Below are 24,531 nucleotides of genomic sequence, written 5' to 3' on the forward strand. Positions count from 1 at the left end.
GGTACGGCCCGTCCACGGCGCGGTTGAGGACGTCTGCGCCGCGGACGGGTTGTTCTTCGGGGCAGGGTGAGGGGACGGGTCAGCTCTTGCGGGCGGGTCGGTTCCAGCTGCCTGTGACCGGCTGGCGTACCGGCCGGGTACGGGGCATCGCGGTCGCCGGGTTGACCCCAGGCGAGACCGACAGCGGTGGACCCGGCCGCGGCGGCTGCGGGACGACGCCAGCGGCCCGGATCGGCGGCCTCGACGAGCTGGGGATGGCCGGCGCCTGCCGCTTCGGCACGGCGCGGGTGTAGAGGTCGACACCGCCCGCAAGTTCCTCGCGGGTGTACGGGCGTACAGGTCGACCGGTCGGGTAGGCGATGCCGGTCCGGCCAGGACCGGCGCCCGCCGGCCGCGGCAACGGCCGGAGTCCGGAACCGCTGGATCGAGGCGTCGGGGACGGCGTGGCGAGGCGACTGCGGCCTCCGCCGCCGCCTGAGTTCACCGGCCACGGCCGGTTGGCCCCACCCGCGCCCGTACCGCCGGCCCCGCCGCCGGCACGGCCGGCAGCCCGCGCGGCGCTCCGGCCGCCGCCGAACGCGCGGGAGATCCCGCGGGTCAGTTGCTGCACGAGCACGACACGCAGGATCGTGCCCATCGCGGTGGGCCGGTTCTGCGTGATGTAGCGGCGGATCAGTCCGGGGATCTTGACGACGCCGAACAGCAGGCAGACGACGATGAGCAGGTTCATGATCGCGTTGGGTTCGCCGCCGGGTATTGGCAGTCCGAGCACGCGGAGGTTGCTGTCCGGGTTGAGGAAGATCCGCAGCGTGGTGTGCAGGGCGACCGCCTGGATCACGACGATGCCGAGCGTGCCGAGCATCGTGCGCCACCACAGCTTTGCGGCACCCTCGGTCTGCGGGGTGCCGTGCAACGCGAGGGCGATCGGCGCGATGCCGACGGCGACGACGAGCACCCCGCACCGGATGATCCATTGCACGAGGAGGGTGCCGGTGAGCACCGCGATGAGCAGGCCGATGAGCAGCAGCAGGAAGCTGACCGGGCTGGTGCCGTTCTGGTCGCTCAGCGCGCTGACCGTGGTGATGCGCAGTTGCTGCATCGAGCCGGGCGCGGTGATGTCCTGGCTGGTCAACGCCGCGGTGAACGAGTTGGCCAGCCCGATGATGGTGGAGCACAGCGGGATGGCGAAGTTGGCGGCGATCAGGCCGATGACCAGGCGAGGGATCAACTCGCCCGGCCCGACCTGCGATTGGATGGTGTCGCGGCCCATCACCAGGATCGCCGTCCACAGGAACGCCAGCACGTAGCAGACATTCACGATGCCCAGCGACGTGCTGGCGAACGCATTGACCTGCGGCAGTTCGGTCACGTCAGGGCTGACGAACGCGGTGACCGATAGCAGGTCCCACAGGGCGTTGAGCGCGCCGATCACGGTCTCGGCGAACCAGGTGAGGATGGGGCCGATGAGTTGGTCGGCGAGCCAGCCGCCCATCTCAGCCCCCGATCCAGCCCTGTACGACCGCGAGCAGGATCGGCGCGAGGACCGCCAGGGCGTAGCCGATGAGGGCGTTCTTGAACGCGGAGTTGGACTTCTCGATCTCGGTCGGGTCACCACCGGCTGCCAGGCGGCGCAGGCCGCCGATAGTCAGAAACAAAGTGGCGACACCGACCAGCAGCCCGACGATCCAGGTCGTGATGTTGCCGATGATCACGGGCAGCGTGTAGGCGGCCAGGATCTGCGGCTCTGCCGCGTATGCCGGGGCCGAGCCGGCCACGGTCGCCAGGAACACGACCGTGACGGCGATGATGCGGCAGATGGTGTGGCGGAACATGGTGGGCACCTCCCGCCCCGCGTGCGGGGCTCGATTCGGGTTGAGGTGTGCCACCGGGGATGCGGGGCGGACCGTGGGAGCGTCGCTCCTTCCAGCCATGAGGTGATCGGGTGCGAACACGGCCACTCAGGCCGGCGCCGCCCCGATCCCCGGGGCGCCGACACCGGCCGCTGCTCGGTCCGATGTCTTGCCCACGAAGGCCCGCTGTTGGGTGGCCAACACGACGTCCGCCGCCGCGCTGCCACCCAACAGCGACCCAACAGCCCGTCGCTGTTGGGTCGCCGCCGCGGCACCGATGCGCTGTTGGGCGGCGGCCGTGCGCTGTTGGGTAGCGGCGACCCGCTGTTGGGTCGCACCACCTGTGGGAGCGACTCGCTGTTGGGCCGCAGCCATGCGCTGTTGGGTAGCGGCGACGCGTTGTTGGGTCGCGCCACTGCGGCGACGGCGTCGGCGGGGCCGCAGCGGCACGAACGCGAGGTCGCCCTCGCGGATGGATTCCAACAGGCGGCGTTCGGCCTTCAGCCGCCAGGACGAGGCCAGGCTGGCGGTGATGCCGATGCGTGCCCCTGCCTGGGCGAGGGTGGCGTTCTCCAGGCGGGTCGCGGCGATCAGGTTCGCCTCGTCGGCGTCGATGACGCCGGCCGCGACCGCACGCGCGAGGACCAGGTCCGGGTGGTCCCACGGCTGGACCGGTGCGATCGGCCCGGTCACGTCGGTGTGGATGAGCTGGGCGTCGGAGTCTGCGTCGCGGGCCTTGCGGGCGGCGCGCAGGCCGGCGTCGATGAGCCGGCCGACCACCCGCGGCGGCTGCAGGTCGATGGTCGTGAGCCGTTCGACAAACCCGGACAGCAGTTCCGCATCCAGGTCACGGGTGTCCCCGCGCCATCCCGCGGAGAGGAGCCCGGCGACGTGGCGGAGGCCGGGCAGGGCGATACCCACGGCGGCAACGACCCAGGCCGGGCCGTCCCGGCGAGCGCGGACGACCAGTTCACGCCATACCGCGTCGCGGACCTCGACGCTGGTCTGCGGCGCCAGCAGCAGCGCGCGGAGCCGTTCCAGCGGCAGGATCTCGTCGGGCAGACTGTCGAACCCGCGGCCGTCGAATCCGAGGTGGGTGGGCGGCTGGACCAGCAGGGTGAAGGCACGGCCGGCCGCGGCCAGCGGCGACGACGGCCAGGATCGAGCAGACATGGCATCCCTTGCGAGGCGCTCGGGCACCGCACCTTGACGGCGGTGCGAGACCTCTATCCGCGCACGCCTACCGAACAGTCCAAGATCACACGATTTGGTCCGACAGCCTGTTGGGCCTGCTCAGGAGGCATGTCCACCCAACAGCCAACAGCGACAACGTGCCCGGCGCCGTCGGGCGTGGCAGCCCAACAGAGCAGCTCACGGCCCTGTTGGGTGCTGTTGGCCGGGAAGATCCGCAGGTCGACGACTCTCGACCTCGGGCCACCACTGGTGATCGCTCGCCCGGATGAGGTGCAGGGGCACACTGAGCATGCGTCCCCGCGCATCTACGACCCTGATCACACCGCCCGGATTCGGGCACGGCTCAAGCGCCGGCTGGTATGGGCGGGTTCGGCCTGGTCCACGCCGCCTCGGCGGGCGGCACCGCCGTGGTGGTCGGGCACGTAGCAGCCGAGCCGCCGCCTACCGGGCTGGTCCAGGGCGGGTCTGGATCGCCGAATCGTTCCTGCCGGCGGGATCCCTGCTCGACCACGCCGTCGTCGCGGTGCTCCAGCGCATCTAACAGCCCAAACGCGCTGACCTCAACGCGGCGGACGCTGAAGCCGCCGGCGACACTCAACGCTCGCATAGCGAACGCCCGCCGTATCGACCCCTGACACCGTCGGTCCTGGCTGCCCTACCCGTCGTGCGAGGCCGCCGCCAGGAATCGCCTACCACAAGAGGCCGGCTGTTGGCTAGCCAACAGCGCGCACGGAAACTGCTGTTCGACCCAACACCAGACGCTGTTGGCCAACACCGACATCTGTTGGGTCGAACCCGAGAGACTGTTGGGCGAACGCACTCCTACTGTAGGGTAACAACGCCAACAGGCCCGAACCCTGTTGGGCGCTGTTGGGTACCCGGCCGTCGGCGACGATGCTCTCGGCCGCACCGGCGGGGCCATTCGTAGGTGCGAACACGGCCAGTCAGCGCGGGAGCCACCCCGCACATGACTGCTCTACCCGATTTCACGCCGAACGGCGCCGCACGCCCGAACCCGTCCAACCACGACGCACAACACCACGACGACGAGCCAGTCCTCGTCGGCGGCGACGTCCCGATCGCCGTCTGGCGGCTCGACGACCGCGACGACGCCGGAACCGAAACCACCCCGGACACCCGGCTTTCGTCGCGGTTGGCGCAGCGACTCGTCCTCGTCTACACCCGACGCGGCGACGCGGTCATCGACTTCGACAACGACCCGCACCTGGAGCACGCCAGCGCCCACACGTCCCGCGCGTACCGGTCGATCACCGACCCCAGCGCGGTCGCCGACCTCGACACCCTCACCGAACCCGTCAGCCTCATCGTCCTGCGATGGCCGCCACGGCACACCACCCGAACACCGGCCGGCATCACTGACCTGTTCGCCGCCTGCCGACTCATCATGACCGCCGACACCTGCGCCATCGCCGCTGTGAGCTCCGCGGCACCCGGCCAGCCCGGCACGACGTACGCCGAGCACCTCGGCGAACTCCTGCCGGCTGCCCGCGCCGCGGGCCTGACCCACGTCCTGCAAATCGTCGCGGTCACCGCCCCCGGCGACGGCGACGAGTTCCTCTACTACGCCACCCGGGCCGAAGCCGAGGCGGCACGGCAGGGCTGGTCAGCCGGCGACAACGGCCCGAGCTACGGCATCGACCTCCTGGTCTTCACCAACAGGTCGCCGACGTGACTCGCCGAAGCGCAAACGGCAACCGGGGTGGCGCGTCGCAGCGCGCCGCCCCGGCCCTGCCGGCCGCCCACAACGTGGCGGATGCCATCAACGAAGACGACGTCGACGAGTTCCGAGACGACGGTGAGTCAAAGTACCCTCCGCGCGGCCACGGCCGCCCCGCTCCCGAACCCCTCAAAGTCCGCGTCGAGCTGGTCGTCGTCGATGGCCAAGCAGGCAAAGAGCTGCTCAAACGACAAGCGGCGGCCGTCAGGGAAGCCCTGCAATGGTTCGCCGACCACCCACCCGACGAGGAGGAAGGAGACACCCCTCATGAGCACAAGTCTCCTGCCCACAACCGCTAGCAAACCGGACGAGATCAGCCTGCTCGACTGGCTACGAGAAGCCGCCGACCAAACCGTGCCCGAAGCACTGCAAAGCGCGGCCATCCCGGTCGCCTGGATCGGGCGCACCTCCACCGACGACATGCAGGACCCGACCCTGTCGCTACCCCGTCAGCTGGACTATGTCCGCAGCCGCCTGCCGGCCGGGTTCGTCATCGTCGCCAAGTTCTACGACGTGGAGTCCGGCCAGAACCTGATCCAACTGCGGGGCAAGGGCAGCGCGCACGAGCACCTCGACATTCCCATCCCACGCGACGGCAGCATCGCCGACTGCCTGGAAGAAGCGAAGCGGCCCGACCGGCGCTTCGTCGCCGTGGTCGTCGAGAACATCGAACGCATCGCCCGGGTCATGTACTTCAGCACCAAGATCGAGTACGAACTGGAACAAATCGGAATCCCGCTGTTCGCCGCCGACGAAGGCATCGACCCGTCGCAGATCCCCAGCTTGAACAACGGGTCCGCCCCGGGCCGGAGGGCGACTCAGACCCTGACCCGACGCATCAAGCAATCCATCGCCGAGTGGTACGCGCTGAACATGAAAGAACTGTCCTGGGGCGGCTTCAAGATCCACACCGATCAGGGCTTCAACATCGGCAAGCCGCCCTACGGCTACGTCGCAGACCGGATCAAGCACCCGGTCAAGGCCAAGGCCCACGAGGGCAAGTTCAAGCACCGGCTCGTTCCGGACCCGGTCCGCGGCGCGGCCGTCACACAGATCTTCCTGTGGCGGGCCTTGGAACGGCTCAGCTACAACGACATCGCCGACCGGCTCAACCTCGACCCCGAGCGGTACCCCCCCGACCCCATCCCCGGCGAGGGCCGCCGTCGCATCGGCGCGTGGACCGGCGGCAGCGTCCGCGAGGTGCTCGACAACCCCAAGCACACCGGATACATGGTCTGGAACCGCAGGAAGAACCCCCGCCCAAAGCGCGGCATCAAGGGCAGAGTGAACCCGCCCAGCGCCTGGGTCTGGTCCAGCCGCCCCACCCACGAACCGCTGGTAACCCGAGAAATCTTCAACGCGGCCAGCGCGGTCAGCCGCTTCCGGAAAGGATCACGCTCCAGCGCCGCGGCCAACGTCCACCCCGAGACGGCCCGCACCTACGTGCTGCGGTCCTACCTGCGCTGTGACATGTAACCGGCGCACCTACGGCAGTACCAAGAAGTCGTACGTCTACTACCGGTGCACCCCAAATGCGCGTAACCATTCGCATCTGCCCTGGTTCACCGGTCATCCCCGCTACGTCTTGGTCCGTGAAGACCAACTCATGGATCCCCTCGCCGCCTTCTTCGAGCAGCGGGTCTTCGGCGCGAGTCGGAAGGTCCTCCTCGGCGCCGCAGTCGATCATGACAGCGTCGACACCGACCTCGCCCGGCAGAAAGCCGCCCTCGTGGCCGAGATCCGGGACATCCAAGAACGCCAAGCACGACTGATCCAGGAACTGGAGAACCTCAAGCCCTCGGGCGACCCCGAGGTCGACGAAGCCTGGCGCTCCGGAATCCAAACCCGCTTCGCAGCCACCGTCGCCGAGCAGTGCACCAAGAAGGAACTGCTCGGCGAACTCGTCCGCAAGGAGAAGGCCGCCGCCCCCGTGGACCTCGACCTCCTCGACGTGCTGCCCCAGGGCCGAGTGGACCTGAACCGCCTACCCGAAGAGCAGCAACGTCGGATCTATGACGCCTTTCACCTCGAACTGCGCTACAACGCCCACCGGCGTGAAGTCACCATCCGGGTCAGCATCACGGGCGAGACCGCGCCCATCCTCGCCGCCACGATCGAGACGATCCTGGACGAGCGCGCACAAACACAAAAGACGGGGTCCGAGGCAAACGCCTCGGACCCCGGTGAAGTTGTCGCGGATGCTCTGCGTGCCCCCGGCAGGACACGAACCTGCGACAGCACAGCGGTGGGGTCGGCCATCGAGGAGGTTGCCTACCTCGATCCGCCAGGGCGGCGACAGGTGAGCCGACCGTCCTCGGGCGTGAATGTAGAGTGGCCGGTCCTGGACGCGGCTGCTGTCAGGCTGGGATTTGATATTCGGGATGCTGAGCGGGTTGCTGATCTTGCTGCGGTCGCTGTTACTCGGCTGGCGTGGCGCGATGGCCCTGTGGAGGACTGGCATTCGGTTCGGCTCCGGCGGATCACGGACCCCGAGATGATGCGGGCGAACACCGCGACGACCCGTGTCGTGCGGGAGTCGATCGGCCAACTTCCGCTGTTTGTGCGGCAGTTGCCGAGCATGGATGCGGATCTCTTCACGCGCATGGGGGACGTGCTGTGCGACCGGGCGCGGCGGTTGCCGGATGGTCGCAGGCTGCCTGATCTTGCGCCTGACCGTGGCCAACTCGCTCTGTACGAACAGCACGTCGCGGCGTATTGCGCTCAATGGCGATTGGTCGCCTCCGACGTGGGGCCGCAGAAGCTCTTCACGCTGCTGGCGTGCCATGCCGCCATCTTCAACTGGCGTTGGTGGCTGTCCACCGGCTGGAACCAGCTGGTCGCTGAATTCATCCGGCGCATCGACGATCCGAACCGCTGGGATGATCCGTGGGAGGTCGCCAATCTGCGCCGCCTCGGCCCGCTACCCGACGGTCTCACCACCGAGCAGCTCCATACAGTTCTCCTCGCCGGGCCGGATTACCTGAGTCCCGCCGTAGCCGGGTTCTGCCTACGCGCCGGCCTTGGTGCGCTGCACCCCGATGCCTGCGGACTCCCACCCGTCCAACGGCACCTTCTGCCAGCCCACTACCTGCGCATGCTCGAACCTCGGTGGCCCATCTGAGTCGCGTGGCGGGCATCCGCGGACGCCCGTGTTGCCGCGTCAGCGGCGTTGGCCTGATGCTGATCTTCCTTGGTGGTGGGGAGCCTCGACAGGCCCCCGTGGCCGGGTCGTCAGGGACGCGACGATGACATGCCGATCCAACTCGTGGAGCGGCGCTGTTGGGTGCTGTTGGGTCGCCGTCGCTCCGCGTTGGCTTCGTGGGCGGCGTTTGTTGGGCATTTAGTTGGTGCGAACACGGCCGTTCGGCGCGGGAGCCACCCGCCCATGACTGCCAACGACAACGCATTCTCAGACCCCCGCAAGGCCAACGAACACACAAGCGACCAAACGCCCGGCATCGAGACAGCCGACGGCGGCCAACCAACCGCACCCAACAGCAGCGACGACTTCCGCGGCGCAGCTGAGTCAAGCTACCCTGCGCCGGCTCCGCCGCGGGCCGCCCGGCGTGGCCGCACCGCCGATCCGACCATCGACGTGCATCCGCCGATGCAGCCACCAATGCTCGACCCGGCCGCCGCGCAGGCGCTGCTGACACTCCTGATCCATATGGCCAACACTGCCGACAACAACGGCACCGACCTACCGGAGGAACAAACATGATCCGCTTTGCCTTCTGCGGTCGATGCTCGACCGAAGACCAACAGGATCCGGAGTCCTCGCGCAGTTGGCAGCTGAGCCGCGCTACCGCACTGGTCGAACCTCGCGGTGGCGTCATCGTCGCGGAGTACTTCGACATTGGCCAGTCCAGATCATTGCCCTGGCCGCGCCGGCCACGAGCCCGCCTCCTACTGGAGGCGTTGGCCGACCCGCAGCGCGGGTTCGGCGCCGTTGTCATCGGCGAGCCGCACCGGGCCTTCTACGGCAACCAGTTCGGACTGACCTTCCCGCTGTTTACCCATTACGGCGTCACGTTGTGGGTGCCTGAGGTCGGCGGCCCGCTCGATCCCGACAATGAGGCCCACGACCTGGTCATGTCCGTCTTCGGTGGGATGAGCAAGGGCGAACGCAACCGCATCAAGATCCGTGTCCGCACCGCCATGGCCGCCCAGACCAAGATCGAAGGTCGGTTCCTTGGTGGCAGGCCGCCGTATGGCTATCGGCTTGTCGACGCAGGACCGCACCCCAACCCGGCCAAGGCCGCCGACGGCAAACGGCTGCACCGCCTCGACCTCGACCCGGACACAGCGCCCGTAGTGGCCCAGATCTTCACGAGCTACCTCGCCGGACGCGGCATCTTTGCCATCGCCGAGGAACTCACTCGCGAACGCATACCTTGTCCGTCCGCCCACGACCCGCAACGCAACCGGCATCGCAGTGGGATCGCTTGGTCCAAGATGGCCATCCGCGTCATCCTGACCAATCCCCGCTACACCGGCCGGCAGGTCTGGAACCGCCAACGTAAAGACGAAGTGCTCCTCGACGTCAACGACGTCGCCATGGGCCACCGCACGAAGCAGGTCTGGAACGACATCGAAAGGTGGATCTGGTCCGACAACCTCGCCCACCCCGCCATCGTCGACACCGACATCTTTGAGCAGGTACAAGCCAAGATCGCCACGAAAGGCGCCTCGACGAAAACTGTCAAGCCACGCCGGACGCCGCGCCCCTACCTGTTCCGCGGGGCGCTCATCTGTGGCATCTGCCAGCGACGTATGCAAGGCCACTGGCTACGCGACGCGGCGTACTACCGCTGTCGGTTCCCGACCAGTACGCGACTGCCAACAAGCTCGCCCACCCGCGCAACGTCTACCTGCGCGAAGACCAGCTCACCGAACCGCTCGACGACTGGCTGCTCACCGCCCTGGCACCCCACAACCTCGAAGCCACCATCGACGCCACGCACGCCAGCCAGCACGGCCACACCGTCCCGGCGCAGCACGAACCGATCGCGGAGATCCTGCAGGAATGCGACCGGAAGATCGCCAACTACCGGGCTCTGCTCGACGCCGGTACGGACCCGACCCTGGTCGCAGGCTGGATCGCCGAGACCACCGCGCAGCGAACCGCTGCCGAAGCGCGCCACCGCGCCCTGATCAAAACATCCGGACGGCCTATGCTCAGCAAAGACCAGATCCGCGACCTGATCACCTCGGTCGGTGATCTTCGCGACGCCATCCGACGCGCTGACGCCGCTCCTGCCAAGGGGGCCCTCTACGAGCGACTGCACCTACGCCTGACATACCAGCCAGCAACGAATAGCGTCCGGGCCGAGGCGAACCTCGATCCGGACGCTGTAGGCATCGGGTCAGTGTCGAAGGGGGGACCCCAGCCCACGCTTTGTGACAGCCTGCGCAACGCAGGTGTCCATATGAAGATCTTATGCGTTGGTCGATGCAATCTCAAACGTGCCTGCCGCATCAGCAACCGCGCAGGCCCCGACGCCTCGGGCTGGCGAATGCGGTCGGTTATGGGCTACAGAACACCTCAAATGTTCCCCGTGTTACGGCGTGGACGTAGGATTCTGCGCCAGCGAGGAGGCGTAGGTGTTCATCTGTGCAGCCCGCTTTTGAGAGGCCGGGCTGTACCAGCAATGTCCGGAACCTCGGTCGGAGCTGGCTGGCGAGCTGTCGGATACGGTATAGGCTTGCGATGTCGCCGACCTCGTAGGGGGAGACGCCGGTGCGGTTCGCGAAGCGTCGCGCTCGTCGGTCGAGGTGACGCAGGAGGGGCTGCGCCCCGTGTTGTCGCCATTTGGCGCCGCGGATGGCCTGGCCGCACAACTCATAGAGATCAGCGAGGCGTGCACCCGGGATGGGCTGCGATGAATATTTGCAGTGTACGAGGGTCACGATGAGTTCATTGTCAAGGATGCGAAGACCAACGAGGTCAGCTGCTTCGCCTGACCGGTCGTCGTCCAGCAGCACGTCAAACACCTCTGTGCTCTGAAGGTGTCGTGACATGAAGGCCTGGATGGAGTCCTGGCGCCGTTCAGGTCCCTGGGATTCCACGCCGAGGTCGACGCCGATCCAGCTCAATGTCGTGAGATGGGCGCGGTCGAACGGCTCGACGTCGTAGCGGGGCTGCAGGAGCCGGTCTTCGCCGGTGATCATGCGATCGCCCTCGAGGAACAGGGTGGGCTTGTGCTTGTTGATCCATGTCTCCAGCGGGACAGGTGCTGGGTGTGAGAGGACTTCTGCGTCGGCTCCCATTGGTGAGTAGGTGAGGCCTGCCTGGGTGAAGTCGGCCTGGTACTTGATTCGCCACGCGGGTGTTACCAGCGAGAAGCGGAACGGTCCGTCGGTACTGTAATCATCGACCTCGAACCCCACGTCGGCGGCTGGATAGCTGGCATCGTTGTAGGTGACCGTGACGCCGCCGCCTTGGCCCATAAACAGTTCCCAAGGCCATTCTAGGCCGAGGAGGACGTATGGTGTTCGTTCGGTGAGGTCAACGGGAACGATGAGCCCGTTGAAGACCTCCTCCAGATCGATGCCGTCGTCGAGCAGTTTGGTGCCCTGAACGTTGCACCAATCGGCCCACTCCTTTAGGTTTGGCGCCGATCGCATCGACCAGAAACGGCCGGACAGGGAAGCGCTGATAGTGATTCGTTCGCCCTGATCGAAACCGGAGGTGGCGATGTGCGTCTGGCTCTTGCCTTGCCGGTCGGCGGTGTTGAGTGCCTCCATGACGTCGCTGCCTACGTACATGGTGAACCGGTTGAAGTGGTCGCGGGCGTCGAGCAGGCCGATGTTCGTTGGGATCAGCCGGTCGAGGTGCGCAAGGACCCGGAATGTGCGAGGCCCCCGCAGCGGTCCGGGCTCGCCGCCCAGTACGGCGCGTGCGAGGTCTGCATAGTCGCCGGCGTTCTGGGAGCTGTAGATGTACAACAACCGTGTTGATTCGTCGAAGTACAGAATGATGAGTTCGAAGATCACCTGCTCAAGGTCGCGGACGCTGCCCCACCGCACGCCGGTCCGGTGCTCGACCACGAACCAGGCGATTGACGACGAGGCCCCGACGGCGACACGGTCGTTGAGGATGCGGCCCTCTCCGTAGAACGTGAGCGCTCGTTCGGGGTGCCAGGAGGACGAGAGTGCCCGATACGCGATCGCGCTCATCTTCGGCTCCAGCAAGGCGACAGCGACGTCGTCCGGTACGCCGCTGAAGGATGCTTCGAACTCGCTGACGATCTCCGCTGCGGCGCTGGCTCGCTCGGTGATGTCGGTGAGGAGGAGGTTCCAGTCCGCATCTTCGCGTAGCAGATCCCGCAGCGGTGACAGTGCGACAGAGGGGTCGCGGGCCACGAACACCGATGCCGTGCCGATCGTCGGAGTATCGGGCGCGCGGGTGAACCGTCCGATAAACTGGATCATCGGGCTCAGACTCTTCTTGACATCGTGCAGGGCCGCAACCTTGAGGGATGGCAAATCGAATCCCTCGCCGAGCATGTCGACGCACACGATGACGCGGCAGGAACGATCTTCCAATGCTTGCAGCACCGCGCGACGCTGTTTGATGCTCACCCCGTCGTGCAGCAGGGCTGGCGAGAGATCCGCAGCTCGCGCTTGGTACAGGAGGATGATCTCCTTGGCGCGGCTCACGCTGCGAGCTCGGGCCATAAGGATGTGGTTGAATCCGGCCGCCAGGTCTTGCCGCAGGCGCTCAACAGCAAGGTCTGCGATGACGGAGTCGGTTCCGGTCAGGCTCAGTACTGCCTGGTAGTCGATGTGAGTGAAGTAGTTGTCGCGTTGGGCCTCGCGCAGCGGGAATCTGAAGATGGTGCGCCCGGGGAGGTTTTTGCCATCCTCACGGAACGGCGTTGCTGTGAACAGTAGGACGGGTCGGTCGTCGAAGGTCTGGATGACGGCGGCCCAGCTCGGCGCTGGGGCGTGGTGGGCCTCGTCGACCATGAGGTGCGTGAACTGGGCCAAGAGGGCGTCGCGGGCTTCTGCCGAGCAGGCGTTGAGGGCGTGGGGCGTCGCTACCAGGACGTTGCACGCAGCGGCGAAGGCTTCGGCGTTCGCGGGGTCGTGTATTCCGTGCTCAAGCCGTCCCACCCGAGGGCGTAGCGCGGAAGGTTCGACGATCTGTCGCTCTTGGAGAATGCCGAGCGATTCGAACTTCCCGGCTACCTGGTGTCGCAGCGCAGCTGTGGGCACGAGGACCAGTAGCTTGTTGATCTGGCACGCCACCAGCAGGGCGATCATCGTCTCGGTCTTTCCTGTCCCGGTTGGCATGACAACGATGCCACGGTCATTGAGTCCGGAAGACCAATATCCGACTACCGAGTGCAATGCGCCGATCTGTGGACGTCGGAGGCTGTGCGGTTCCGTATGCGAGCGGAATGCGAAGGCGCCCACGTAAGACGCCAGCACGTCGCTCGGATCGATCGGGTTCCGAGAACCAATCCAGGCGACGCGCACCTTGCCGGTGCGAAGGACGGGAAGCTGCGCGGTCAGTGGGCCGTCTTTGTCCGTTCCGATGGCTCTCGTTGCCGGCCACCGCCCGCCGCGGCCCGCGACCCAGAGTCCCTCCGGTCCGTCCTGAACTTCGAGCTCGTCTTGGGGCACAAGAAGTTGGCGCACCGTGTTGGTCTCCACCGTCAGTTGACGGGCCCACACGTTCGCGGTGATGGCAACCAGCGTCATTACTCCTTTGGCGGACGATGTCCCAACCAAGGTCGGGCATGGGTGGGTGCTACGGAACGTACAAGCTGCGCCGTGACCTGGGGAATATCGCAGCTGCATCCGGCGGCGTTACGCGCAGACAAATGGCTGGTTGGCCTAATCATTCCGCGTGACCGTGGCATGTACGTTGGGCTTCCGGAGCCACGAGGGGGACCTGGATCTCATGCTTTACGCGGCCGGTGGCCGATGCTATCGCCGAGCATGGTCGGCCACTGGAAGACCTTCACGCCTCATTCAGCGGGGTACGGAGCCTGTTCTGTTGAGAGCCAAGTGGGCATGATCCACGGTGAGTGTTGCAGATCTTCCGCTGTGTCATCCCTGCGGTTAGTGTCGTAGCCGTGTCGCAGACGCTCGGTGACATCGGCTTCGCTCAGCGCGTCAAGGCGCTGGCGTGTACGGCACCCCTACATGACCTGGATAGTCGCAAGACGCAGGTCAAGTCGGCAGACTTCTCCGTCTACCAAATGAGCGAGCTGGCCCTCAACGCCATCGACGTCGTCACCTTGGCCATGGACTTCGACGCCGGTGCGGCACCCGAGCAGGTGGTGGTTGACCTCGCCGGCCACGTGTCGCGCCAGGCACCGGACCGGGATGCCGCCGAGCACGCCTTGGTAGCGCGGTGGGTCCTGGAGAACCTCATCAACGTGGGCTCCGCGGACCGCGGGTTCCGCGCCGTGTACGGCACGACTGGTGGCGACGGTACCTACAGTCGCTACGCGTTCGATTTCAAGCTCCTCGAGGAGGTGGCTGGGGCCGACGGTGCGATCTTCCTGCGGGCGACGAACGAAGCGGTCAACGTCCTAGTCGGCGCGCTGGACGTCGACATTGAGTCGGCGCAGATCGCAGCCGACCTGCGGCTGGAAACCCTCATCCGGCGCGGCCGGCTGTCCGACGCGCAGGCGGCCGCGCAGGCCGCGCGCTATCGCACCATCCAGTACGGCGAGAAGCTGCGCCAGCGGTTGGAGGCCACCGAACGAGACGTACGTACCGTCGACTGGCTGAACGAAATGCCCGAGTTCATCGCCGAGGCGCTGGAGCACATCGAGGCGCGGTACAAAGCAGAGAACGCCATCCTCGTGAACATCACGGAGATCCGGGATACCGCCGACACCGCAACTCGCAAGCTGCAGGCGGCCAAGCTCGTCGAGGTGGTCCGCGACTGCCTGCGCCGCCACGAACAGCTCCAAGCGGCGCTGCAGGGCGCGGGCCGGCGCTTCAGAGCGCAGCAGGATCGGCAGACGTTCGCCGCGGCCACGGCCGCCGCGACGCTGGATCTGCACGCCCAGCTGCTTGAGCCGGTGCTCCGCCTTCCGGTTTCGCAGGCCGACGAGGTACTCGCCGCCTACTTCGTGCGCAGCGCCGGTACCGTCGTGCCGCCGGCGGTTCGTCTGGTCGATCTGTTCACCGCGCTCGTCACGCCGCCCGCGGAACGCGAGTTGCTCGGTGGCGAGGTCGAGGATCCGGACCTCACCGACGAGGACGCAGTGCCAGCGTTTCCGGAGGAGTGCTACGACATGCTCGAGGAGCTGCTCGACCTGGACGTGGACGCGCCACGGCGGCTGTCGGGCCTCATAGAAGAGGCTCGACTCCGACACGAGCAGCTGGCCGAGCTGCTCGTCGTGCGAGTGATCGCGCTGGCCGCTCAGGAGATCCAGCCGGCGATCCGCCACAGAGCACCGAGCGTACTGATCGCCGTCGACGACGGCACACCGCTCGACGATCCGGACTATGGAGGCGCCGACCTCATCGTTGCACGCGCGTTGATCGAATTCGCGGCTCCGCCGACCGAGCTGGGAGCCGTCGCATGAGCACCGCTCAGCTGACGGCGGACGCGGCGCGTCTGATCGGGTACGGTCTGCGTCCCCGGCTCGTACCCGCCCGCGACGATGCCTACCGTGCGCTGATCCTGCGGGCCCGCACAGATGATGAGTTCGCTGCGGCCGTCCAGGCCGTCGCTGCCGGTCTGGACCTCGTTGTGCTGGAGATCAGTGAGCGCAGCGGTCTCGTGGTCGGCGCCACCGAGGACAGCGTGTTCGCGCTGCGGATGTCCGAGTACTCCCGCCGGGCCGGCGGCGAGGGCCGAGCGGCCGAGCGGGTCGTGCACGCGCTGGCACACTTGGGCGCGGCAACCCTGGCCTTTCCGCGCCCCGCCGACCTGGCCAACGAAGCCTATCTAGGCCGTATCACGGTTGAGGGCGTCGAGGCGTTCGTCCGTGAGGCGGCCAACCGTCTGGCCGCTGCGGCGGCTGACACAGACGCCGGCGATGTCGCTGTTGATGAGCCCGGACTCGAGGCGGCCTGGCGGGTCTACGCCCGCCGGGCGCAGACGGGCAGTACCGGGGATGGGCGCAAGCTGGCAACCAGCACGACCGGGATCGTCGGCAAAGCGCTGAACTTCCTGGCGGACCAGGGACTGCTCGTGCGTACCGGCGATGAGCGGGGCGGCACCTTTCGTACCACGCCGCGCTATCGGGCCCAGGTCCGCGAGGCAGGTGTGGTGATGTTCGACGAACTGCTTCGCCTCGGCATCACCGAGATCAGTGACGGTAGTGCCACGATCGCTGTCGGCTGGACGGCCGGCGCACTGGGCGAGCTGTAGGAAGCGCGAATGTATGAGCTCAACCGGATCAGGCTCTTCGGCATCGGCCCGCGAGGCGCCCGCTACACAGACGTCACCCTGGACTTGTCCGGTGTGGGGGCAGAACTTCCCGTGTCAGGCACGCTGTTCAGCTCGCCACCGCGCCGACCCAGCCCCTTCAGCCTCCTCCTGCTCGAAAACGGTGGGGGCAAGAGCGTGCTGCTCAAACTGCTGTTCTCCGTAGTTCTGCCGGGCAGGCGAAACGCTGTCGGCGGCTCGGCATCGGTGATGGAGAAGTTCGTCGTCGGCGATGACGCCGCACACATTGTGCTCGAATGGATGCACGTTCGCACCGGCGACAGGGTCGTCACCGGCAAGGTGCTCCAGCGGCGTCGCAGCGCGACCGCCGGAGAGCGGCTGGCCGAGCACTGGTGGTCGTTGCGGCCGCACGCCGGGGTCGAACTCGGTACCCTGCCGTTCGCCGCCGACGGGCGACGACTGCGGCTCGAAGGCTTCCGCGAGGCGCTGCAGGAGATCGACCGTGCGACGCCCGTCACCCAGCTGAACTGGGTCGGCCAGGAGATCGGGGCGTGGACTTCGCACCTGCGGGACATCGGAATCGAACCGGACCTGTTCAGCATTCAGCGCCGGATGAACTCCGATGAGGGCGACGCGGCGAACGCATTCAAGTTCGGGTCAAGCCGGGAGTTCGTCGAGTGGCTCCTCAAGGTTGTGCTCGATCCAGAGGACGCGGTCAGTGTCGCCGAGAACTTCGACAGCTATGCCCGTACCGTCGGCGACCGGCAGGCGCTGCTACTCGAGCGCGACTTCGTCGCGGGCGCGGTCGAGGCGCTACGACCAGTGTCGGTTGCGTTCGAGCGGCACCGAACGGCGCGTGGCGCGCAGCAGGCGGCGGAGGCCGATGCCGCCGTGCTGCTCCGGCGGGTGCGGGCACGGGTCGCAGCCGAGTCGGCGAGCACCGGACTGCTGCGGGAGGCGGCCGACACCGCGGCGGCCGCTGCCGGCGCCCGGGAATCTGATCGCGACCGCGCTCGCGACGTCGCCAACGAGATCCGGCGGCAGACGATCGCGCTGGAGCTCGACGCCGCCAAGGAGGAGCAGCAGCGCGCGATTGCGGGGCGCGACGTGGCCGAGGCCGACCAGCGCGGATGGGCACTGGCTGAACTGCTCGAGCAGCAGACCGAAGCCGACCAGTACGCCGCGCAGCTGGCGGCACGAGTCGCCGAAGCCGAGGAGACCGCGCTGCCGGCACAACGCGCCCGTGACACGGCCGCCGGCGCGCTGCTGCGCAAGCTGCAAACCGAGGCAGCCGCCGCCTACGCTGAACGCGACGCCAGAAACACTGCGGCGACGGAGCATGAACGTCGCGCGCGGCAGCTCGACGACGAACGTACCGATGCGATTCGGGACGGTCAGGGACAGCGGTCCGAGCGCGCGGCGATTGTCCAGGCGGTTGCCGGAGCCCGGGCGAAAGTCGAGGCGGCCGCCGTGGCCGGGCTGCTCGCGGCTGGCCAGGAAGTCGCCCAAGCGGACCGAGAGGCTGCCGCCGCGGCCACTGCAGCGGCCGACCTGGTCAAGGTGAGAGAACGGGCACAACTGGATGCGAGTGTCGTTGTTCGCGAGACAGCGGGCGCCGCGCGGCAGGCGCATGAGGAACTGGTGTCGGTTCGCGGTCGCCGTCATGAGGCTGCGGGCGCGCTCAGTGCGGTTGTGGACCGTGCCGAGGCATTGGCAAGTAGCGAGTACGTCCGGGTGGCGCTCGGCGCCGACCAAGTAGACGCCGCGACGCTCGACGCCTGCGCCGAAACGATCGTTGAACGGCTGCACGCCGATGCGAAACTGCGGGACGAACACCTGAGCGAGCTGCGAGCAGCCCAGCGTGACGACCAGCGCATCCTCGACGCGCTGGGCAATGGTGGCCTCCTTCCGTCGAGACCGGAGGTCGAACAGAGCCTCGATGCGCTGCGGACGGTCGGGATCGCAGCCCACGCCGGTTGGCGATATCTGGCCGAGAACGTACCCGCCGACGAGCGTGGCCAGATCATCTCCGACCACCCGCAGCTCGTTGACGGCGTCGTTGTCGTTGACGTCGGCGCCGTCGAGGCTGCGCGCACGGCGCTTGACGCCGCCCGCCTGCTGCCCGCCGCCGCGGTGGCGGTCGGAACCGGCGCACGCCTACTCCGAATGCACGGAGAGGCCAGTCCCACGCCCGAACATGCCAGCGAACCCGCAGCGGTAGAACAGTTCGTCGTCGAGCCGAACCCGGCGTTGTTCGACCCCGAGGCCGCGGAGCGCCGTCGTCTTGAGTTGCGCGGGGCGATGACTGCCCGGGGCGCCGAAATCCAGACCGGCGATGAGCTGTTGACCCAGCTGAGGGAGCTCCGCGCCGAGCTGACGGCGTGGCGGAAGACCTGCCCGCCGGGCCGGCTCGACGAACTGCGTCAGGCTCTCGCCCTTGCGGAGGAAGCCCTTGGAGCGGCCGTTGAAGCCGATCGCACCGCCCGTGATGCCGCGGGCGACGCTGCGGAGAAACTGGAGCAGATCGGTGCTGAGCTTGTTGAGCTGCGCACAGCTGAGCGTACCGCCGTCGAACGATCTATGGCGCTGCGACACCTGGCCGAGGCGGTCGAGGACGCGATGCAGCAGCGAGCGCGGCTCCCCGAGTTGGACGAGGCAATAAAACTTGCCGATCGCACCGTTGAAACACTGACCGCGGAGCGGGAACGGGCTCTTGAGCTGGCCTCCGAGGCAGCTCGGGCCGCGGAGAACGCGGCAGACCGCGCGGCGCGCCACCGCGACGGGATGCGTGACGTGGTAACCGCTACCGGAGAGCTGCCCGACGGCGTGCCGGACGACAGTCTCACCGAACTGCGGGCCGCCTATCTGGCGGCGGCCGCCACCTACGCCGCGGTCGAGGTCGGACACGACCTGCGCGCCGCCGCGGGAGCGGCGGAAACCGAGGCGGCACGGTTGCGTACCGAACTGGCCGGCCGCAACCCGTCCGACGTCGGCCGTGCCCGGGAACTGCTGGCCACCCCGGACGGCGCCGACTCCGCGGGCCGGCAGGCGGCGGTTGCCCGAGCCGAGCGCGAACGGACCCGCTGCGACGCGGCCGTCGGCGCCGCCACCGAACAGATCGGAAGGCTCCGCAACGAGCTGGCGTCGAACACGCCTTCCGACAACCGCAGGGTGTGGATCCAGCTGCCCGACGACCGGCGGCCGACGTCCGCCGAACACGGTAGGACGCTGCTTGCGGCGGCCGTCACCGAGCAACGCACGGCCCAAGAACGTCTCGAAGCCGCGAATGCTCACACTGCGGATCTCGAAAGCCGGGCGGCTGCCGCTGCCGAGGCGACGCGGGCCTTCCGCGAGGTCGTCACGCCGCTTGCCACCCTGCTCGAACAGACGGAGGCGGGCGACGAGCATGCAGATGCCGAGGCCGACGAGCCCTTTCCCGGGGAACCCGCCCAGGCGATGGGCGCGACCGACCGAGTGCGTGACCGGTTCCGGGTCACGGGATCCGAGGAACGCCGCAGCCGGACCGAGGTCGCCAGGCTCGTTGACGACGCTGTACGCTTCGCCGGAAACTCGCAGTTCGAGACGATGAACAACATGGCCCGCCGAGCCCTTGTCGGCCTCGACCGCGAGCAGGTGGCCGCTCGCGCCGGTGAGTTCACCACGCAGCTCGAACAACGCTTGGCTACCTTGACCACCGACCTGGACTCGGCGAGCCGCCACCGAAAGCTCATCGTCGACCGGCTGTCGGCCCTCGTTGATGGAGCCCTCAAGACGCTACGAACCGCTTCCCGGCTGTCGAAGCTCCCTGCCGGCCTCGGCGACTGGGTGGGCAAGGAGTTCGTGCGCATCCGCTTCACCGAACCCGACCCGAGCCTCCTCACCGCCCGGGTAGGCGAAGTCGTCGACGACCTTGCCACCGCAACCAGCAGCCGCAACGCGGGAAGCCGCGGCACGGCGCCCAAACGCGACGGACTCGCCCTGCTGCTGCGCAGCGTTGAGGCGGCGGTGCCGAAAGGCTTCGCCGTCGACGTTCTGAAGCCGGACGCGGTGCTGCGCGACGAACGCGTGCCGGTCGAAAGCATGAACGAGGTGTTCTCCGGCGGTCAGGAACTCACCGCCGCCATCGTCCTCTACTGCACGATGGCCGCGCTGCGAGCCAACGAACGCGGTCAGCTGCGCGCACGACACTCCGGGGTGCTGTTCCTGGATAATCCGATCGGCAAGGCCAGCGCCGAGTACCTGTTGGAGCTACAACAGGGTGTGGCTGCCGCGCTGGGGGTGCAGCTCGTGTACACGACCGGGCTGTCCGATGACCGGGCGTTGGCAGCGTTCCCGCTGTGGGTGCGTATGCGAAACGACGCCGACCTGCGGGCCGGGATGAAGCACATCAGGGTCGCAGAAATCGTCCGGCAGCAGCTCCCCGAACCGTTCAGCGGTGACGACGCGGCATCGGGCGAGATAGCGCCGGGCACGGTAACCGCCACTCGCGTCTTCCGTAGGCCGGGATGAACATCGCCGCATCGCACGATCACTCGTTGACCCCCCGGGCGGGCCGCCTCGCGGCTGAACTCGACGCATGGGACCGGCGAACCATCACGCTAGCCGAGCTCTGGCCACTCTTCGCCCGCGCCGACCCAGCATCCTCCACCCGTCCGACGCGCCGGCTCGACCTTGCCGCGACGATCGCTGCTCTGGCAGAAGCAGGCGTGGTCATACCGTCGAAAAGCCTCGACCGGTCGGCGGCACCACCGTTGCCAATCCGGCTGACCTTGCCGGCGCCTACAGCGACGGCGAGTGCTGCCGAGCTGGCCCGGGCGGTGCCATGGCGGCCAGAGCTCGCCTGGGCGGCCACGGCGAAGCTGACCGTCGGGCAGATCGGCGTGCTGCAGACGATCAACGGCTGGCTACGCGACCGAGGCCGCGATCGCGACGTCCTGCCGCTGCGGGAGCGGTCTTTGGAGGTGTTCGGGTACGAAAAGCGACTGGACGCATTGATCGGTACGTCGCTGTTCGGGCCGGGCCGGCTCACGCTCGATCTGCTGCGGACGTTCCGCGCGCACCCGCCGCTACCCGTGCGGCACGTCGGGAGCGGCCCGATCCTGCTCGTGGTGGAGAACGCCGACACGTTCGACTCGCTGAGCCGAGTCCTGCCCGGCACAGCTACGAACGTCGGATTTGTTGGATGGGGAGCCGGCGGCGCCTTCGAAGCGTCGGTGCTGAGCGTCGGCGAACTGCCGGACGTCCGGGACATCGCCTACTTCGGCGACCTGGACGCCGACGGGCTGCGCATCCCGGCAGCAGCCGCAACGGCGGCCGCCGCCGAGGGCCTGCCGGCTGTACGTCCGGCATACGGCCTCTATCGCTTGTTGCTTGACTGCGGCGCGGTTCAACCTGGGCAACCGCCAGTTGAACCGCAACGTGCCAGTGGCATCGCCAAATGGCTCGAACAGCTCGCGCTGCCGGCTCGAACACTACTGGTAAACGGGCAGCGCATTCCACAGGAGGCTGTATCTACGCGAGTACTCATGGACGCAGCGGCGACGTGGGCCGAGGATCTGTAGGCGGCCGTCCCTTCGCCCGGAGGTCTGCCTCACGACGCGTCCAGTCAGGTCTGGCCAGTCGAGCGTCGGGCGAGTCGTTCCCGCTCAGCGGCCACGACCTTGCGGGCGAGTTCGGCCTCGGAGAGGTCCACAGCCTCGGGAGCGGAGTCGGCCATGTCGCTGACCCTGGCGAAGTCGTCGAACAACCGCTTCTTGGCGGCCAGCAATTCGACGATCCGTTGATCGACACTGTCTTCGGACAGCAGCCGGTGCACCTGTACCGATTGCACCTGTCCCATCCGGTGTGCACGAGCGACCGCCTGGGCCTCGGTGGTGGGCTTGAGCTGGGGTTCGCAGATGACAATGACGGATGCGGCCTGGATGTTGAGTCCTACTCCGCCGGCCAGGATCTGGGCAACCAGGACGGCGCCGTGTGTGGCGGAGGAGAATCGGTCCACCATCTGCTGGCGCTGGTTCGCCGGTACCGAACCTGTCAGCGGTCCGAACACCGGGCCGGGCAGCGACTGGGCGACCAGGTCCAGCACCTGCCGGAAGTGGGAGAAGACGATGACTCGCCGCTCGTTGTCCGCCGCTTCACGGGCAATTTCGATCAGCCGTTGCATCTTCGTCGACTTCGGCCCATCGAGCATGGCCGCCTGCCGCATCTCCATGAAGTTGCCCTGCTCGACGGTGCCGCGGTAGCGGGCACTGTCTGCGGTCGACATCGGCAGCCACTCCTCGACCTCGACGAGCTCGGGGAGTTCCGTCAGCACGTCCTCCTGGTTGCGGCGAAGGTAGGCCGGTGCGATCTGCCGCCGGAACTTCCGCGGTGCCAGCTCCGTGGCGTCGACGGTGAGGTCCGGCCGCACGTACGAGGCCAGGTTGCGGAATTCTTCAAGCCTGTTCTCCAACGGTGTGCCGGTGAGCAGGATGGCGCGATCAGCGCGGGTGATGAGGGCCGTCGTTCTTCTGCTCCGCTGCGCCTGGGGATTCTTGATGTAGTGCGCCTCGTCGACCACGAGGCAGGCGAGGTCGCGCGGGCCGGTCAGCGCGGACTCCAGCCAGGCCAGGGTTTCGTACGTGCTGACGGCGACGCCGCCGTCCCGCATCCACGTGCGGGCCGCCTGGGTACGCTCGGGCCCGTGCACCCGGTACGGTCGCAGCTTCGACTTGCCGGCCACCTCGCGCAGCCAGTTCGTGACGACTGCGGCCGGGCATACCACCAGGAAGTGGGTGTCACCCCGGCTGCGGAGGTGGGCAAGGACAGCGATGGCTTCGACCGTCTTGCCGAGGCCCATTTCGTCCCCGATGATGACCTTTCGCTGCACGAGGGCGAAGCGGGCGGCGAAGCTCTGGTAGCCGCGCAGCGACGCTGTCAAGTGCTCACCGCTCAGCGCCTGGTTACGCACCGCCTCGATGATCTCCTCCGGGAGATCTCCGTGCACCGCGTTCTCGTCCGCGGTGATGAATCCGAGCTCGGAGAGCATGGCGAAGTAGTCGGCGGGCCGGGCCAGAAAGTCGTCCCACGGGTCCGCGCGGACGCCGGCGGCCCCCGACCCGGAGGACATGCCAAGCTGATCGGCCCGCCGTGTGACGACCTGGATGCTCTCGCGCAGATCGTCGACGGCAGCCGTCGCGGCCGGTATCACGAGCAGGTGGCTTGTCCAGACGCCGATGGCGGCGCGCAACGGAGCGAGCTCGGCCGCGCGCGCAAGGTCGTCGGCCGCGCCCCGGGTCACCCGGCACGCGTCCCAGTCGGCAAGGCAGCGCAGCAGGTGGGTGGTTTCCGGATGGCGCTTGGCGATGTCGATGCGGACCGGCATCTCATCGTACGTTGTGCGTTGCAGCGTCCGTGCCGCACCGAGCATGCGCCGCGCGGAGGTCTCGCCAACGCCGGGAAGCATCGCCAGGGCGTTTCCCCGGTGCAGTACCGCGTGCACGGTCGTGACGCCGGCATCGGCGAGCGGGCCCAGCCGGAGACGGTCACGGGTCGCGTCCTTGAGCGCCTCCAGCGGCATCTCCTGCAGGACGCGCTGTACCTCTGCCTTGCGAACCTTGTCACCTGCGGCGCGCGCCGCGGAGCGGTAGGAGTCCTCGCTCGCGACGACCTTGGCGATCGCGTCGAGCGCCGCAGGCAGACCGCTGAAGACGGACCGGTCGAGCATCTCCGGTCGTGGGCCGGACCGCCCCGACAGGAGTTCCAACCGCAGCGCCGGATCGAGCAGCGCATGCAACCCGGGCAATCCCGAACGGTAGGTCGCGTCGACGGAGCCGAGTTGCTCAAGGCGCTGCGGTCCGCGGGCTTTGGTGATCGCCGCATGGTGACGGCGCAGCGCATCAGCCGCAGCTTCAGCCGACTGCTTCTTCGCCGATCCGGTGAAGAAGCGACGTAGGCCGAGCAGCGGGCTGACCTCGGCGATGACCCGCGGCGCTTCCTTGGTGAGCAGCCGCTGCAGGGCGCGGTCGCCGGCGGTTTCCGCAGGCAGGTTCGCGCGCTGCCAGAGGTGTCCGACAATGCCCTGGTCGCTGGATTGGAGGGGAACAACGCGCCAGGCGATCCGGCCTGCTCGGTTGATCCCGACGCTGCGGGTTCGCAGGTTCTGTTCGCCGTTGGCCGCGGCGGCCTGGACGGCATGCCGCCGTGCCTGAATCTCTGTGGCTCGCCGGCCCCAGTGTTCGAGGTCGGCCGCGAGGCTTCGGATCTCTGCGCGCTCTGTCTTGTCCATGCCTCACTGCCGAACGGGTTGGCGTCTGGTGATGGTAAAGGATCCGCGATGCGGAACGGGATCGTCATAATGGCGAAGCTCGTGCGCACGTGCTGCGGCTGTCGGTGGAGGTAGGTTC

15 protein-coding genes are annotated in these 24,531 nt (G+C 67.8%); 10 read left to right on the forward strand and 5 right to left on the reverse strand.

Features of this window, described 5'->3' with window-relative positions:
- Positions 1-79: 79 nt before the first annotated feature.
- The 3 genes from Drose_RS17120 to Drose_RS17130 all read right to left on the reverse strand — a co-directional run bounded on the left by Drose_RS17120 (position 80) and on the right by Drose_RS17130 (position 3,023).
- The gene (locus Drose_RS17120) at positions 80-1,492 is read right to left on the reverse strand and encodes a hypothetical protein (RefSeq protein WP_260729188.1); all 1,413 of its coding nucleotides are present in this window, start codon (positions 1,490-1,492) and stop codon (positions 80-82) included.
- Position 1,493: 1 nt separating this feature from the next.
- Positions 1,494-1,832 carry a pilin gene (locus Drose_RS17125; protein WP_260729189.1) on the reverse strand — a complete coding sequence of 113 codons (339 nt, stop codon included), beginning with the start codon at positions 1,830-1,832 and terminating at the stop codon, positions 1,494-1,496.
- Positions 1,833-1,958: 126 nt separating this feature from the next.
- A complete protein-coding gene (locus Drose_RS17130) occupies positions 1,959-3,023 on the reverse strand; it encodes a hypothetical protein (protein ID WP_260729190.1) in 1,065 nt (354 codons plus the stop codon).
- Between the two features lie 988 nt (positions 3,024-4,011).
- On the opposite strand from Drose_RS17130, the gene Drose_RS17135 reads away from it, so the two are divergent.
- The 6 genes from Drose_RS17135 (at position 4,012) to Drose_RS17160 (ending at position 9,936) form a co-directional block, all read left to right on the forward strand.
- Positions 4,012-4,737: a hypothetical protein gene (locus Drose_RS17135; protein ID WP_260729191.1), complete on the forward strand. Its 726-nt coding sequence runs from the start codon at positions 4,012-4,014 to the stop codon at positions 4,735-4,737.
- Positions 4,734-5,081: a hypothetical protein gene (locus Drose_RS17140; RefSeq protein WP_260729192.1), complete on the forward strand. Its 348-nt coding sequence runs from the start codon at positions 4,734-4,736 to the stop codon at positions 5,079-5,081. Before Drose_RS17135 ends, Drose_RS17140 begins: the two co-directional genes overlap by 4 nt.
- A complete protein-coding gene (locus Drose_RS17145; RefSeq protein ID WP_260729193.1) occupies positions 5,050-6,258 on the forward strand; it encodes a recombinase family protein in 1,209 nt (402 codons plus the stop codon). The genes Drose_RS17140 and Drose_RS17145 overlap by 32 nt, the downstream gene beginning before the upstream one ends.
- A 130-nt stretch (positions 6,259-6,388) precedes the next feature.
- Positions 6,389-7,903 carry a hypothetical protein gene (locus tag Drose_RS17150; RefSeq protein ID WP_260729194.1) on the forward strand — a complete coding sequence of 505 codons (1,515 nt, stop codon included), beginning with the start codon at positions 6,389-6,391 and terminating at the stop codon, positions 7,901-7,903.
- A 264-nt stretch (positions 7,904-8,167) separates the two neighbouring features.
- Positions 8,168-8,503: a hypothetical protein gene (locus Drose_RS17155; protein ID WP_260729195.1), complete on the forward strand. Its 336-nt coding sequence runs from the start codon at positions 8,168-8,170 to the stop codon at positions 8,501-8,503.
- Complete coding sequence (locus Drose_RS17160) at positions 8,500-9,936, forward strand: recombinase family protein (protein WP_260729196.1); 1,437 nt, start codon at positions 8,500-8,502, stop codon at positions 9,934-9,936. Before Drose_RS17155 ends, Drose_RS17160 begins: the two co-directional genes overlap by 4 nt.
- A 372-nt stretch (positions 9,937-10,308) precedes the next feature.
- Here Drose_RS17160 and Drose_RS17165 read toward each other — a convergent pair whose 3' ends face one another.
- A complete protein-coding gene (locus tag Drose_RS17165) occupies positions 10,309-13,491 on the reverse strand; it encodes a DEAD/DEAH box helicase (RefSeq protein WP_260729197.1) in 3,183 nt (1,060 codons plus the stop codon).
- 377 nt (positions 13,492-13,868) lie between these two features.
- Between Drose_RS17165 and Drose_RS17170 the strand changes: the two genes are divergently transcribed.
- Genes Drose_RS17170 through Drose_RS17185 form a run of 4 tightly spaced genes read left to right on the forward strand, consistent with a single transcriptional unit; the run spans position 13,869 to position 21,708 of the window.
- The gene (locus tag Drose_RS17170; protein ID WP_260729198.1) at positions 13,869-15,338 is read left to right on the forward strand and encodes a hypothetical protein; all 1,470 of its coding nucleotides are present in this window, start codon (positions 13,869-13,871) and stop codon (positions 15,336-15,338) included.
- Positions 15,335-16,129: a hypothetical protein gene (locus Drose_RS17175; protein ID WP_260729199.1), complete on the forward strand. Its 795-nt coding sequence runs from the start codon at positions 15,335-15,337 to the stop codon at positions 16,127-16,129. Before Drose_RS17170 ends, Drose_RS17175 begins: the two co-directional genes overlap by 4 nt.
- A gap of 9 nt (positions 16,130-16,138) precedes the next feature.
- Entirely contained in the window at positions 16,139-20,656 is a 4,518-nt protein-coding gene (locus Drose_RS17180; protein ID WP_260729200.1) for a hypothetical protein, read from the forward strand.
- Positions 20,653-21,708, forward strand: coding sequence for a DUF2220 domain-containing protein (locus tag Drose_RS17185; protein ID WP_260729201.1), 1,056 nt, complete (start codon positions 20,653-20,655; stop codon positions 21,706-21,708). The genes Drose_RS17180 and Drose_RS17185 overlap by 4 nt, the downstream gene beginning before the upstream one ends.
- Before the next feature lie 44 nt (positions 21,709-21,752).
- On the opposite strand, the gene Drose_RS17190 is transcribed toward Drose_RS17185, so the two are convergent.
- Positions 21,753-24,413 (reverse strand): DEAD/DEAH box helicase, encoded by a 2,661-nt coding sequence (locus tag Drose_RS17190; protein ID WP_260729202.1) that lies wholly within the window; start codon positions 24,411-24,413, stop codon positions 21,753-21,755.
- Between the last annotated feature and the right edge of the window lie 118 nt (positions 24,414-24,531).

Origin of the sequence: Dactylosporangium roseum (assembly GCF_025264685.1) — a bacterium.
In the GTDB taxonomy this organism is placed as follows: Bacteria; Actinomycetota; Actinomycetes; order Mycobacteriales; family Micromonosporaceae; genus Dactylosporangium; species Dactylosporangium roseum.